At 64.8% G+C, this 14,393-nt stretch carries 12 protein-coding genes; 5 read left to right on the top strand and 7 right to left on the bottom strand.

The annotated features are described in order from the left end of the window. Positions 1-19 precede the first annotated feature (19 nt). Together AC5P5W_RS11650 and AC5P5W_RS11645 are read right to left on the bottom strand one after the other, a co-directional pair. On the bottom strand, positions 20-649 hold the full coding sequence (locus AC5P5W_RS11650) for a 3-oxoacid CoA-transferase subunit B (RefSeq protein WP_197574384.1): 630 nt from the start codon (positions 647-649) through the stop codon (positions 20-22). 1 nt (position 650) lies between these two features. Beyond that, positions 651-1,382 (bottom strand): CoA transferase subunit A, encoded by a 732-nt coding sequence (locus tag AC5P5W_RS11645; RefSeq protein ID WP_053494809.1) that lies wholly within the window; start codon positions 1,380-1,382, stop codon positions 651-653. Between the two features lie 657 nt (positions 1,383-2,039). On the opposite strand from AC5P5W_RS11645, the gene AC5P5W_RS11640 reads away from it, so the two are divergent. Further along, positions 2,040-3,386 (top strand): phosphohexomutase domain-containing protein, encoded by a 1,347-nt coding sequence (locus tag AC5P5W_RS11640; RefSeq protein ID WP_053494807.1) that lies wholly within the window; start codon positions 2,040-2,042, stop codon positions 3,384-3,386. 13 nt (positions 3,387-3,399) lie between these two features. Then, positions 3,400-4,803, top strand: coding sequence for a mannose-1-phosphate guanylyltransferase/mannose-6-phosphate isomerase (locus tag AC5P5W_RS11635; RefSeq protein ID WP_053494806.1), 1,404 nt, complete (start codon positions 3,400-3,402; stop codon positions 4,801-4,803). Positions 4,804-4,905: 102 nt separating this feature from the next. Here AC5P5W_RS11635 and rfbD read toward each other — a convergent pair whose 3' ends face one another. The 5 genes from rfbD to AC5P5W_RS11610 form a co-directional block, all read right to left on the bottom strand. Continuing rightward, positions 4,906-5,799: a dTDP-4-dehydrorhamnose reductase gene (gene rfbD / locus AC5P5W_RS11630; protein WP_197574383.1), complete on the bottom strand. Its 894-nt coding sequence runs from the start codon at positions 5,797-5,799 to the stop codon at positions 4,906-4,908. Next, positions 5,796-6,353, bottom strand: a complete 558-nt coding sequence (gene rfbC, locus AC5P5W_RS11625; RefSeq protein ID WP_197574382.1) for a dTDP-4-dehydrorhamnose 3,5-epimerase — start codon at positions 6,351-6,353, stop codon at positions 5,796-5,798. The genes rfbD and rfbC overlap by 4 nt, the downstream gene beginning before the upstream one ends. Further along, positions 6,350-7,237: a glucose-1-phosphate thymidylyltransferase RfbA gene (rfbA, locus tag AC5P5W_RS11620; RefSeq protein ID WP_053494803.1), complete on the bottom strand. Its 888-nt coding sequence runs from the start codon at positions 7,235-7,237 to the stop codon at positions 6,350-6,352. Before rfbA ends, rfbC begins: the two co-directional genes overlap by 4 nt. 14 nt (positions 7,238-7,251) lie before the next feature. After that, positions 7,252-8,307, bottom strand: coding sequence for a dTDP-glucose 4,6-dehydratase (gene rfbB, locus AC5P5W_RS11615; protein ID WP_069118021.1), 1,056 nt, complete (start codon positions 8,305-8,307; stop codon positions 7,252-7,254). 68 nt (positions 8,308-8,375) lie between these two features. After that, positions 8,376-9,593, bottom strand: a complete 1,218-nt coding sequence (locus AC5P5W_RS11610; RefSeq protein WP_053494801.1) for an ArnT family glycosyltransferase — start codon at positions 9,591-9,593, stop codon at positions 8,376-8,378. Between the two features lie 247 nt (positions 9,594-9,840). Between AC5P5W_RS11610 and AC5P5W_RS11605 the strand changes: the two genes are divergently transcribed. From AC5P5W_RS11605 to AC5P5W_RS11595, 3 genes are all read left to right on the top strand, one after another. Continuing rightward, positions 9,841-10,587: an electron transfer flavoprotein subunit beta/FixA family protein gene (locus tag AC5P5W_RS11605; protein WP_495221150.1), complete on the top strand. Its 747-nt coding sequence runs from the start codon at positions 9,841-9,843 to the stop codon at positions 10,585-10,587. Beyond that, a complete protein-coding gene (locus AC5P5W_RS11600) occupies positions 10,587-11,525 on the top strand; it encodes an electron transfer flavoprotein subunit alpha/FixB family protein (RefSeq protein ID WP_014645853.1) in 939 nt (312 codons plus the stop codon). Before AC5P5W_RS11605 ends, AC5P5W_RS11600 begins: the two co-directional genes overlap by 1 nt. A gap of 146 nt (positions 11,526-11,671) precedes the next feature. Then, on the top strand, positions 11,672-14,353 hold the full coding sequence (locus AC5P5W_RS11595) for a sulfatase-like hydrolase/transferase (RefSeq protein ID WP_171957956.1): 2,682 nt from the start codon (positions 11,672-11,674) through the stop codon (positions 14,351-14,353). Positions 14,354-14,393 lie beyond the last annotated feature (40 nt).

Raw genomic sequence — 14,393 nt, 5'->3', positions numbered from 1 at the left:
CGCGACAACATCATTGTCCTCAACGCCGGAACGCGACGCCGGTCTTTTCCTTCAGCTCTTCATCGCTGACACCCGGCGCGGCCTCCACCAGCAACAGGCCCTTGTCAGTCACGTCGAACACCGCCAGATCGGTGATGATGCGGTCGACCACGCCCACGCCGGTCAACGGCAGCGTGCATTCGGCCAGGATCTTGTGCTCGCCGTTCTTGGCAGTGTGCTCCATCAGCACCACAACGCGCTGCACGCCGGCGACCAGGTCCATTGCCCCGCCCATGCCCTTGACCATCTTGCCGGGCACCATCCAGTTGGCCAGGTCACCCGTGTCGGTGACCTGCATGGCGCCAAGGATGGCCAGGTTCACATGGCCACCGCGGATCATCGCGAAGCTGTCGTGGCTGCCGAAGTAGCTGGCACCGGCACGCGCCGTAACCGTCTGCTTGCCGGCATTGATCAGGTCCGCGTCGACTTCAGCGTCGGTCGGGAACGGGCCGATGCCGAGCAGGCCGTTCTCCGACTGCAGCCACACATCCACGCCTTCGGGAATGTGATTGGCAACCAGCGTCGGCAGGCCGATGCCCAGGTTCACGTAGGCGCCATCGATCAGCTCCTGGGCGGCGCGTGCCGCCATCTCGTCACGGGTCCACGCCATGTCAGTTGCCCTCCGCGCGGATGGTGCGCTGTTCGATTCGCTTCTCAGGATGCGCGTTGTGCACGATGCGGTGCACATAGATGCCTGGCAGGTGCACCTGGTCCGGGTCGATGGCACCGACCGGCACCACCTCCTCCACTTCCACGATGCAGACCTTGCCGGCCATCGCACAGGCCGGGTTGAAGTTGCGTGCGGTCTTGCGGAACACTAGGTTGCCGGCCTCGTCGGCCTTCCAGGCCTTGACCAGTGCCACATCGGCGCGCAGCGCCGTCTCCATCACGTAGTGCTTGCCGTCGAACTCGCGGGTTTCCTTGCCCTCGGCAACCACCGTGCCATAGCCGGTGGCAGTGAAGAACGCCGGAATACCCGCACCACCGGCACGCAGGCGCTCGGCCAATGTGCCCTGCGGGTTGAACTCCAGCTCCAGCTCACCAGCCAGAAACTGCCGTTCGAATTCCTTGTTCTCGCCCACGTAGGACGAAATCATTTTCTTGATCTGCCGGGTTTCCAGCAGCTGGCCCAGTCCGAAGCCATCGACACCGGCATTGTTGGAGATCACGGTCAGGCCCTTGACGCCACTGTCGCGCAGCGCAGCGATCAGCGCCTCGGGAATGCCACACAGGCCAAAGCCGCCCACGGCCAGGGTCTGTCCATCGGCGACCACCCCCTGCAGGGCCTCCGTCGCACTGGCGAAGCGCTTGCCGCGCTTTCCGCCGGAAGTCGATTGCTGCATTGCTCTACTGCCCTGCACGTTGAGGATGACCGCATTCTAGCCGGAGGCAACGAAAGAGCTGGATGCGCCGCAGCATTGCCGAGGCATCGCCAAGGGCTGCGTTGCATGGGGGTTTCTCCTGCCGGTGGTGGGCGCGGCGCCCGGCTCGCCCGCACTGATGGCCCGGACCTGCAACGAAGAGGGCCTGCTTCGCGGGACGGACGCGTGGCCGCTGGAAAAGGGTGAACGCTGCCTGTCAGATGTCGCGGCACGCAGCCATGCGGCGACAGGCGCGTCGCCAGGGTGAAATGCTCGGCCAGAAATTCCTGGCGGGGGGAAGCAACCGCGCCACAAGCCTGCGTCATCCCTGCAGCTGTCCGCGTCCGGCCATCGCCCGCCGGTCCTGCTCCGCCACGTCAAGTACGCCAGCAACGGCGTGATCGCGTTTGGCTGCCAGTGGCAGGAACTCCTGGGGCTGCTGCTGGCTCCCGGCCACTTGACGCAGGCTGGCCTGGCCGTGATCGCCCAGCCAGCGGCCGTTTACCCGCTTGCCAAGCGGTACGGGCGCCCCCGCGTACCCGATACCCTCAGCCAATCACCGGGAGTTGCGGAATGGAAACGATTCCCATACAGGACAAAGGCTACAATCAGTGGCTAAGCTCACATTGGATCTGACCGATGCCCCTGCCCGCCTTCAAGGCCTATGACATCCGCGGCCGCGTGCCGGAAGAACTGAACGAAGACCTGGCACGCCGGATCGGCACGGCCCTGAATGCACAGCTCGCTCCGGGCCCGGTGGTGCTGGGCCACGACGTCCGCCTGACCAGCCCCGCGCTGCAGGACGCGCTGGCGGCCGGCCTGCGCGGTGCCGGCCGCGAAGTCATCGACATCGGCCTGTGTGGCACCGAGGAGGTCTATTTCCAGACCGATCACCTGGGGGCTGCCGGCGGGGTGATGGTCACTGCCAGCCACAATCCAATGGATTACAACGGCATGAAGCTGGTCAAGGAGAACGCCCGGCCGATCAGCTCCGATACCGGCCTGTTCGCGATCTCCGATGCGGTCGCCGCCGATTCATCCGCGGCACAGCCGCCTTGCGCCGGCCAGATCGCCCAGCATGACAAGAGCGCCTACATCCAGCACCTGCTGAGCTACGTTGACACCAGCAAGCTCAAGCCACTGCAGATCGTTGTCAACGCCGGCAACGGCGGCGCCGGTGCCATCGTCGACCTGCTGGCACCGCACCTGCCGTTCGAGTTCATCCGCATCTGCCACGAACCGGACGGCAGCTTCCCCAACGGCATTCCCAATCCACTGTTGCCGGAAAACCGCGCCGCCACCGCTGACGCCGTGCGCGAACATGGCGCGGACTTCGGCATTGCGTGGGATGGCGATTTCGACCGCTGTTTCTTCTTCGACCACAACGGCCGCTTCATCGAGGGCTACTACCTGGTCGGCCTGCTGGCCAAGGCAATCCTCGCCCACCATCCGGGTGGCAAGGTCGTGCATGACCCCCGCCTGGTCTGGAACACCGTGGAGATGGTCGAACAGGCCGGTGGCGTGCCAGTGCTGTGCAAGAGTGGCCACGCCTTCATCAAGGAAAAGATGCGCGCGGAGGATGCCGTGTACGGCGGCGAGATGAGCGCCCACCACTACTTCCGCGAGTTCGCGTATGCCGACTCGGGCATGATTCCGTGGCTGCTGATCGCCCAGCTGGTCTCCGAAAGCGGCCGCTCGCTGGCCGACTGGGTTGAAGACCGCATGGCCGCCTACCCTTGCAGCGGTGAGATCAACTTCAAGGTTGCCGATGCCAAGGCTGCGGTCACACGCGTGATGGAACACTTCGCCGCGCAGTCGCCCGCGCTGGACTACACCGATGGCGTCAGCGCCGATTTCGGCGACTGGCGCTTCAACCTGCGCAGCTCCAACACTGAACCGCTGCTGCGCCTGAATGTGGAATCGCGGGGAGACGCTGCATTGATGCAGGCGCGTACCGACGAGATTTCCTCCCTGCTGCAGAAATAATCAAAGGAAGGCCATGAGCACTATCCAGCCTGTCATCCTGTCCGGTGGCTCCGGTACCCGTCTGTGGCCGCTTTCGCGCGAAGCCTATCCCAAGCAGTTCCTTCCGCTGGCCAGCGAACAGACGATGCTGCAGGCCACCTGGCAGCGGGTGGCGCCGATTGCCGCGCGCGGCCCGTTGGTGATTGCCAACGAGGAACACCGCTTTGTTGCCGCCGAGCAGCTGCAGCAGGTTGGCGCCGAGCCAGCCGCGATCATCCTTGAGCCGGTCGGCCGCAACACGGCACCGGCGATCGCGGTGGCCGCGCTGGAAGCCACCCGCGACGGCGGCGACGCGCTGCTGCTGGTGCTGCCCTCCGATCATGTGATCAACAACGAGACTGCATTCCGCAGCGCTGTCCAGGCCGCCGCCGCTGCCGCCGAAGCCGGAAAGCTGGTGACCTTTGGCATCGTGCCGACCGGCCCGGAAACCGGCTACGGCTATATCAAGGCCGCCGATGGCCAGGGCCTGCGCGCGGTCGAGCGCTTCGTCGAGAAGCCCGACCTGGGCACCGCCACCCGCTACGTCAGCAGCGGCCAGTACTACTGGAACAGCGGCATGTTCCTGTTCAAGGCCTCGCGCTACCTGCAGGAGCTGGAACGCTTCCAGCCCGCCATGCTCGCCGGCAGCCGCCAGGCCTGGCAGCAGGCGCGTCGCGATGCCGATTTCACCCGCCTGGACAAGGAGGCCTTCACTGCCGTTCCGTCCGATTCGATCGACTATGCGGTGATGGAGAAGACCGCCGATGCCGTGGTGATTCCACTGGATGCCGGCTGGAACGATGTCGGCTCGTGGACCGCGCTGCGCGATGTCTCGCAGCAGGACGGCGATGGCAACGCCCACCAGGGCGACGTGATCGCCATCGACTGCCGCAATACCTATGCCTACGCACAGCGCCTGGTGGCGCTGGTCGGGCTGGATGACGTGGTGGTGGTGGAAACCGACGACGCGGTGCTGGTCGGCAAGGCCGACCGCATGCAGGAGGTCAAGACCGTAGTGGCGCAGCTGAAGGCCGAAGGCCGCAGCGAGGCCACCTGGCACCGCAAGGTCTATCGCCCGTGGGGTGCCTACGATTCGATCGACAACGGCGAGCGCTTCCAGGTCAAGCGGATCACGGTCAAGCCCGGCGGCACGCTGAGCCTGCAGATGCATCACCATCGCGCCGAACACTGGATCGTGGTCAGCGGCACCGCTGAAGTGACCCGTGGTGACGAGGTGATCCTGCTCAGCGAGAACCAGAGCACCTATATTCCGCTGGGCGTGACCCACCGCCTGCGCAACCCGGGCAAGCTGCCGCTGGAACTGATCGAAGTGCAGTCCGGCAGCTACCTGGGCGAGGATGACATCGTGCGGTTCGAGGATACCTACGGGCGCAGCTGAGGTTTGCCCGGGTCTGAGCCCGTTGCTGCGCAACGGGCTCTGACCCGTTCCTGATCGGCCCGGCAGCGCTGCGTCGCCGGGCATGGCCCGGCGCTACGGCCGTCAGGCCAGCTCCGCCATCACCCGCTTCAGGCCATCCTGCCAGCTCGGCAGCACGACGCCGAAATCCTGCTGCAGCTTGCGGTTGTCCAGCACCGACCAGGCCGGGCGCTTGGCCGGGGTCGGATACTCGGAACTGGGAATCGCCTCGACCGTCGGCACCTTGGCCAACACGCCGCTGGCCAACGCCTCGGCAAATATGGCCTCGGCAAAGCCATGCCAGCTGGTCCGGCCGCTGGCGGTCAGGTGCCAGGTACCCGACAACTGCCCAGGATGCTGCAGTGCCTGCGCGGTGACATCGGCGATCAACGCGGCCGGCGTCGGTGTACCGATCTGGTCGGCCACCACCCGCAACGCATCGCGCTCGGCGCCCACGCGCAGCATGGTGCGCAGGAAGTTCGCGCCGTGCGAGGCATACACCCACGCCGTGCGAAAGATCAGATGGCGGCCACCGGCCGCACGCACCGCGTCCTCGCCATCGCGCTTGCTCGTGCCATACACGCCGAGCGGTGTGGTCGGCTGGTCCTCGCGGTAGGGCGCGCTGCCCTGGCCGTCGAACACGTAGTCGGTGGAGTAATGCACGAACGGCACGCCATGCGCCGCACACCAGCGCGCGATCACGCCTGGTGCCTGCGCGTTGGCGGCGAAGGCCGCATCGACGTCCTGTTCGGCGCGATCAACAGCGGTGTAAGCCGCCGCATTGACCACTACCAATGGCTGCACGCGGTCCAGCAATGCCGGCAGGCTGTCGGGCTGTCCGAAATCGGCCGTTTCACAGGTACTTCCGTCGGGCAGTTGTCCGCTGCGCGTGGTTGCAATCACCTTCCCCAGCGGCGCCAGCGCGCGCAGCAACTCCTGGCCCACCTGCCCGTTGCCACCGAACACCAGCACGGTCATGGCACGTAGACCGGCAGGCGATCTTCAGCAATGTCCTTGAGGAACGGCGCGTTCTCGTCCTTGGCCGACAGGGTCGGTGCGCTGACCGGCCAGTCCACGGCGATGCCGGCGTCATTCCAGCGTACGCCGGCATCGAAGTCCTTGAGGTAGACCTCGGTGCACAGGTAACTGAACACCGCACGCTCGGACAGTACGGCGAAACCGTGCGCGAAGCCCTCTGGAATCCAGAACTGCTTCTTGTTCTCCGCGCTCAGCACCACCGCTTCCCACTGGCCGAAGGTCGGCGAACCGCGGCGGATATCCACGGCCACGTCGTAGACCTCGCCTTCCAGCACGCTGACCAGCTTGCCCTGCGGCCGCGGCCACTGGTAATGCAGGCCGCGCAGCACGCACTGTGCGGACGTCGACACGTTGCTCTGCACGAAACGGTCCGGCAGGCCCAGCGCGGCGAAGCGCTCGGCATTCCAGGTTTCGAAGAAATAACCGCGGGCATCGCCGAACACCGCCGGCTCGATCACCACGCAGCCGGGCAACCGGGTTTCAATCACTTTCATGGAACGACTCCACGCACGGCGAGCTTATGCAGGTATTCACCGTAGCTGTTCTTGATCAACGGCGCGGCCAGCGCTTCCAATTGTCCAGCGTTGATCCAGCCCTTGCCGAACGCGATTTCCTCGGGACAGCAGACCTGCAGGCCCTGACGGGTCTGGATCGTCTCGATGAAGTTGGATGCTTCCAGCAGCGACTGGTGGGTACCGGTATCCAGCCACGCATAGCCACGGCCGAGCGCCTCCAGGTGCAGGTCGCCTTCGGCCAGGTAACGCTTGTTGAGATCGGTGATCTCCAGTTCGCCACGCGGTGACGGCTTCAATTCGGCCGCGTAATCGCAGGCCTTGCCGTCATAGAAGTACAGGCCGGTCACCGCATAGTTGGAGCGCGGCTTTTCCGGCTTCTCCACCAGATCGATCACCTTGCCGCCCTGGTCGAACTCGGCCACGCCATACCGTTCCGGGTCATTGACCCAATACCCGAACACGGTCGAGCCGTGCACGCGCTCGTCAGCACGCTTGAGCACCTCGCGCAGGCCGTGGCCGTGGAAGATGTTGTCGCCCAGCACCAAGCAGCTCGGCTTGCCAGCCACGAAGTCGCGGCCGATCAGGTAGGCCTGGGCCAGGCCATCTGGGCTCGGCTGCACCGCGTACTGGATGTCCATTCCCCACTGCGAACCGTCGCCCAGCAGCTGCTGGAACAGCGCCTGCTCGTGCGGGGTGTTGATGATCAGCACTTCGCGGATGCCCGCCAGCATCAGTACGCTGAGCGGGTAGTAGATCATCGGCTTGTCATACACCGGCAGCAGCTGCTTGCTGACACCCTTGGTGATTGGATATAGGCGGGTGCCGGAGCCACCGGCGAGGATGATGCCCTTGCGCTGGGTCATGGTGTCTCCTGGGTTCAGTCCGTGGTGCCGATGCGCTGCAGGCGGTAGCTGCCGTCGAGCACGCCGTTGACCCAGTCCTGGTTGTCCAGGTACCAGTCGACGGTGAAGGTGATGCCCTGCTCGAAGGTGTAGGCCGGTTCCCAGCCCAGCTCGTTCTTCAGCTTGGAAGCATCGATCGCGTAGCGGCGGTCATGGCCAGGACGGTCGGTGACATAGGTGATCTGGCTGCTGCGCGGCTTGCCGTCCTCGCGCGGACGGCGCTGGTCCAGCAGTGCGCAGATCGCCTGCACCACTTCGATGTTCTGCTTTTCCGAGTTGCCGCCGACGTTGTAGGTCTCGCCGACCTGGCCCTTGGCCAGCACGGTGCGGATCGCTTCGCAGTGGTCGGACACGAACAGCCAGTCGCGCACCTGCTTGCCATCGCCGTACACCGGCAGCGGTTCGCCAGCCAGCGCCTTGGCGATCACCAGCGGGATCAGCTTCTCGGGGAAGTGATACGGGCCGTAGTTGTTGGAGCAGTTGGTGGTCAGCACCGGCAGCCCGTAGGTGTGGTGGAACGCACGCACCAGGTGGTCCGAAGCGGCCTTCGACGCCGAGTACGGCGAATTCGGGGCGTACGGGGTGGTTTCACTGAACCTGCCGGTCTCGCCCAGGGTGCCATACACCTCATCGGTGGACACATGCAGGAAGCGGAAGGCCGCCCCTTGTCCGGCCGGCAGCGCCTTCCAGTAGTCGCGTACCGCTTCAAGCAAACCCAGGGTGCCCACCACATTGGTCTGGATGAAGGCGCCTGGGCCGTCGATGGAACGGTCCACGTGGCTTTCGGCGGCGAAGTTCAGCACTGCATCGGGCTGGTGCTCGGTCAGCAGGCGGGCGACCAGCGCGCTGTCGCCGATATCGCCCTGCACGAACACATGCCGCGGGTTGCCGTCCAGGCTGGCCAGGGTCTTCAGGTTGCCGGCGTAGGTCAGTGCGTCGAGATTGACGACCTTGATGCCACGGGCGACCGCTTCGAGAACGAAGTTACCGCCAATGAATCCGGCACCGCCGGTGACAAGCCATGTGGGCACTACCTGTTCTCCTGATTGGTACGGGTTGGGACGTGTCTGCAGCGAAGGGTTCGGAGGACCACGGGATATCAAGCGTTGATCCGGCTGGGCAAGCGTAGCCTGCCCGCGGCGGCAATGATGAACAGCGCCCCTGGGACCAGTGGCAGGAGGTAGCGTCCCTGCCCCTCGAACAGCAGGATCGACACCATTCCCAGGCCAAGTGTGGCCACGGCAAGCCAATGAACGGGCTGCCAGCGGCGCAGGTGGAGGCAGATGCGCAGCAGCGCAACCATCGTCCAGGCCGTCAACGCAATGTTGAGTGCCAGCGTCAACCTACCCAGCCACACCGGAGCACCGCCTCTCTCCAGGAACGGCCAATGCAGGAGGCTGCCGACATCGAACGATCCGCGCACGCGCAGCAGCGCCAACTCCAGGAAGCGGCCGGGGTGTTCGGAAATCCAACGGCGGCCAATTGCTGAGCCAATCACGTCGGCCGCAGGCGTCCAGTGGCGGAGCTTCCAGTCCTCGCTTTCTCCGCTGAAGAACCCTTGGGGAAATCCAGCATCGGCGAACCGGGCCTTGTCGTCAGCCTGGAGCGGGACATCCTTCAAGGGCATCCACCCGCCATGCGCATTGGCATCGTTGTTGTTGACCATCAGCACATACCCGCTGTTTGCACTGACGGGCACAAACTGGCCGAAAAGAACTGCGTTGCGCAGGGTCCACGGCCCCAGTACCAGCAGAAAACCCAGCACCACCATGCTGATCCGCCGCCAGGTGGCGATGCGCATCCCATCACGCAGGAGCAACGCCAGTGCCACGGCTCCCGGCAACGGCAGCATCTGTGGCCGGTTCAACGCGGTAAGTGCCAGCACGGCTCCCAGCAGCAGCCATCGGCCCGGAAAACGCACGACCGCCACAAGCATGCCGAACACGGCAAGGAACAGTGACAGCGATTCGGTACCCAGTACATTGCTGTAGGCGACCAGCGCCGGATGGAATGCCAGCACTGCCAGAGAGGCAACCTGCCAGGCCGGGCGCAGCTGGAGGCGCACCCCCAGACCGATCCACGAAACCAGCGTGCCGGCCCAGAGCAGGACATTGAGAATCTTGCCCGCGCCCACGTTCACGCCGGTGAGCATGAACCAGGCGCCGAGCACTCCGGGGTACAACGGAGGCTGGGACACATAGGGAATGCCTGAAATCCGGAAGCCGCCACCGCTGGCAACGCTGCTGGCAACCTCCAGATAGCGGCCGAAATCGGCAACGGGCTGCAAGGGGATCCATTGCACGAACAGCAGGCGCATGGCCACACCAGCAACGGCAATCGCCAGCAGCAGGCGGTATGGAGGGGGCGAGGTCAATGAAGGCATGTGGCGGGGCAGCGGAACCGGCCGCTAGAGTAGCCACTCAGGCGACGTGGATACAGGACGCCGTTTCACCATACGCATTCGCATGGTCGACAAAGGCCAGTTAGAATCGGGGTCCCACCCCCGAACCGGTTGCTGTGCGAGGACCGGACGTTCTCTCCGTTATTGAAGGACCCCGTACCAGATGAAAATCCTCGTCGCGTACAAGCGCGTGGTGGACTACAACGTCCGCATTCAGGTCAAGCCGGACGGTTCCGGCGTGGTCACCGACGGCGTCAAGCTGTCCCCCAACCCCTTCGATGAAATCGCCCTGGAAGAGGCCCTGCGCCTGCGCGACAAGGGCATCGCCAGCGAAGTCGTGGTCGCCACCATCGCCCCGGCCGATGCCCAGGCGCACCTGCGCAACGGCCTGGCCATGGGCGCCAACCGCGCCGTCCATGTGGTCACCGACCAGGCCATCCAGCCGCTGACCGCCGCGCGCACCCTGCTCAAGCTGATCGAGAAGGAACAGCCGGACCTGGTGATCCTGGGCAAGCAGGCGATCGACGACGACGCCAACCAGACCGGCCAGATGCTGGCCACGCTGTGGGGGCGCCCGCAGGCGACCTTCGCCAGCAAGCTGGACATTGCCGACGGCAAGGCCACGGTGACCCGCGAAGTCGACGCCGGCCTGGAAACGCTGGAAGTCGATCTGCCGGCCGTGGTCACCACCGACCTGCGCCTGAACGAGCCGCGCTTCATCAAGCTGCCGGACATCATGAAGGCCAAGGCCAAGCCGCTGGAGACCCTGCAGCTGGCCGACCTCGGCGTTGAAGCCGCCGACACCTTCAAGACCACCCAGTACGCCACGCCGTCCAAGCGCAGCAAGGGTGTGATGGTCAAGGACGCGGCCGAACTGGTTGCCGCACTCAAGCAGAAGGGGTTGCTGTAATGAGCAGGATTCTCGTCATCGCCGAGCACCACGACGGCAAGCTCAACGCCGCCACCGCCAAGACCGTCAGCGCTGCTGCCGCCATCAGCGGCGCCAGCATCGACGTGCTGGTGCTGGCCGCCGATCCGGCTGCCGTGGCTGCCGAGGCCGCGAAGATCGCTGGCGTCGCCAAGGTCCTGACCGTGGCCAACGCTGCCAACGCGCAGGCCATCGCCCAGGTGCTGGCACCGCAGATCGCGCAGCTGGCCAAGGGTTACACCCACGTGTTCGGCCCGTCGACCACCTTCGGCAAGGACCTGATGCCGTGCGTGGCCGCCCTGCTGGGCGTCAACCAGGTTTCCGACCTGATGAGCGTTGAAGGCAGCCACACCTTCAAGCGCCCGATCTACGCCGGCAACGCGATCATCACCGTGGAAGCCCCGGCCGACCAGATCGTGGTTGCCACCGTGCGTGCCGCCTCGTGGCCGGAAGCCGCCCAGGGCGGCAGCGCCACCATCGAAGCGGCCAGCGTCGATGCTGCCCTGCCGACCCACACCCGCTTCGTCGGCCTCGCCGCTGGTGCCAGCGACCGCCCGGACCTGCAGAGCGCCAAGCGCGTGGTCTCCGGTGGCCGTGGTGTCGGTTCGGAAGAGAACTTCAAGGTCATCTTCCAGCTGGCCGACAAGCTCGGTGCCGCCGTCGGTGCCTCGCGCGCTGCGGTTGATGCCGGCTACGTGCCCAGCGACCTGCAGGTCGGCCAGACCGGCAAGATCATCGCGCCGGAACTTTACGTGGCCGTCGGCATCAGTGGCGCCATCCAGCACCTGACCGGTATCAAGGATGCCGGCACGATCGTCGCGATCAACAAGGATCCGGATTCGCCGATCTTCGAGATTGCCGATATCGGCCTGGTGGGCGATCTGTTTGCAATCCTGCCGGAGCTGGAAAAGGCGCTGTAGTCGAAACCTGCGTAGCAACTCGCAGGGTGGGCAGACATTGCCCACCCTGCCACTCGTCAAAACATGTCGGCATATTGCAACACGCCTTTTGCGCTGTCTTGATTCTGTAGCATTTCCCCTCCCATCGCTCCAACCGGAGGGAGAGAATGCAGATGGCGATGAAATGCCTGTTTTTTGCGGCATGGATCGGAATGCTCGCGTTGCTTGCGCGACATTGCACACATGGACAGCGATGGAAGCTGCTGGTCACTGCGCTCTGCGGAGCACTGCTGGCGATCTGGCTCTTCATTGATGCACTCAGTGGCAACGGCATCGATTACGCCGTGATCTATCATCTGCGCGCAGGCATGCGCGGCGCAGGCGCCGCTGATTTCAGCTTGCCCATCGGCCTGCTTTCGGCAGCACTGGTGGCATGCCTGGCCCTCGCTTTCATGCCCCGCCTGCATTCGGCACGGAGGTGGGCACCCGCCGGTCCCCTGTTCGCGGCTTCTCTACTGGCGACGCTGGTTTTCAATCCGATCGTCTACGACGTCGCGACACTGGTACGCCAGGATCGGCAGGCACGTCTTGCACCGGCACAAGGGGACCAGTACGTACGTCCCGACGCCCCGCTCGGGAATCACCGCAACGTGGTGATTCTCTACGCCGAAAGCTTCGAGCGCACCTATCTCGATGAGTCGCGATTCCCTGGCCTTGCGCCAGAGTTGAACAAGCTGCGCAGCGAGGCCGTGGATTTCCGGCACGTGGACTCGCGCGAAGGCGGCACGTGGACGATCGCCGGCATGGTCAGTTCCCTGTGCGGCGTCCCCCTTTCCCTCAGCCAGGACGCCAATGGCTATGCAAGCATCGGCCGCTTCCTGCCTGGCGCGTACTGCCTGACCGATCACCTGCGCGAGCGCGGATACGACGTCGAGTTCATCGGTGGCGCCGCTTCTGATTTCGCTGGAAAGGGACAGTTCCTCGCCAGCCACGGCTTCGGCACGGTACGCGATCGCTCCTATTTCAAGAGCCTGAAGCTGGGCGACAACCGTTTCTCGCCATGGGGCGTCCACGATGATGTCCTGTTGGATGCGCTCTGGGACCGCTTCGCTGCGCTCTCGCAGCAGACCACGCCTTTCGCCCTCGTCGGCCTGACTCTGGATACACATCATCCAAGCGGACACATCCCCCATGCCTGCCTCGATGTCGCCTATGAGGGGCTTGGCCAGCGCAGGCCGATGCTCGACGCAATCCATTGCTCGGACCGACTGGTTGCTGATTTCGTACGCCGCATCCGCGCCAGTCCCTACGCTCGCAATACAATCATTGTTGTTGCATCGGACCATCTGGCCCTGCCCAACGACATTGCCGACCTGTTGCGAGATGCTGATCGCAGCAACCTTCTTCTCATGTTCGGCAGCGACCTGCGCGCGAGGCAGGTTGATCGACCCGCGACCACCCTCGATACCGGCGCCTCACTGCTTGATGCCCTGCAAGGGGGAGTGGCACTCGGCTTTGGCCGCTCACAGCTTTCCGTGAAGGGCGCAGGTACTTCATTGAGTGTCCGACCCGGTCGGGAACCAGATGCCAGCGAGGACCACCTGCCAGGTTTCATGGCCTATTCCAGCACGCTATGGGAGCTGGGCCGGATCGACGATCACCTGCAGTTGGTGGATGGCGTCATCCAGTTGGGTAAGCAGACGCTGACTCCGCCCTTGGCCATCGCTGCCGATGACCGCGGCCGAATTGCCCAGCTTGGCACGAACGGCATCCGCTCTGGCCACCTTCTGGCCGGCGGTAATTCCCAGCAGGTCCTCTACATTGATCGTTGCTTTGCGTTCGACGAACGGCAGCCCGCCGATGAGTGGTGCCTGTGGGGGAGCGCTGACGGAACGGCTCGCGTGGTGTCACAACAATCGCTCAAGGCCGGCGCGTTGGTGCCGGAACTGCTGCAGGCTGCACGCGAAGCGCCCCCGGCATCCCAGCTGCGCAACGATTTCATCATCCGCACCCACTTCGATGCGAGCCATACGATCGTCGGTGAAGCGATGGATGGAAAGCTGTTCTCGCAGGGTGCGGAAGGGACCTTGGCCTATGGCGCCTACCAGGATCTGTGCGCAGGCAACTACACCCTCAGCCTGCAGGGCGTGGCCCACCCCGCCAACGGTGCCTGGGCCGACGTCGTTGCCAGTTACGGGGCACAGACCTACGACCGCCATGCGCTGCTGGACACGGCCGATGGACGTGACGGGACGATGCTGGAAGCCAGGTATGTATTCCCTGAAGACCTGCCCCTGGCTGAAGTCCGTGTCGGCGTATCGCCAGACGCTGCGGTGCGACTGGATGGCTATACCCTGCTGCCTGCCTACGAGGCACTGCCTGTGGGATCGTCGGTGGATTTCAGCGCCGATGCCAGCAATCGTTTCATTTCCTGTGGCTGGCACGGTCCCTCTCCCCAAGGGCGCAGCGTTCGTGGCGCGGCCGCCTCGCTACGACTGCGCCTGCCATCCGAGCCCGCCCGGCTGCAGGCAGTCCTTTCACTGTCGGCGCAGTCACCTCGCGAGCTCACGGTGCTGGCCAACGACGCCCCGCTCGGCTTGCTTCAGATCGAAGCAGGGACGCGTGAATACCCCATCGACCTGGCAGGCCTGTCCAGCGCCGCCGGCGGGCAGCTCACCTTGACGCTGGTGCCTGGACAAACGACCTGCGCTACGGAGGACTGCGAGCTGATTACCCTGCACCGTCTGCACTTGGCCCCGGCTGCGACGGCTCAACCGGCTGCTCCAGCCTGTCCCGGGATGCGCTGCCTTCACGCCCCCGCGCTGGTACCTGAATCTGTCGCAATGTAACTCCCCCTCGTATACTCCCCGCACTATTGGATGAGGGGAA

Source organism: Stenotrophomonas sp. YJH_SMC_123 (assembly GCF_059368215.1).
Note: the sequence above shows the minus strand (reverse complement) of the source record. Positions and strands in the feature narration are given on the sequence as shown.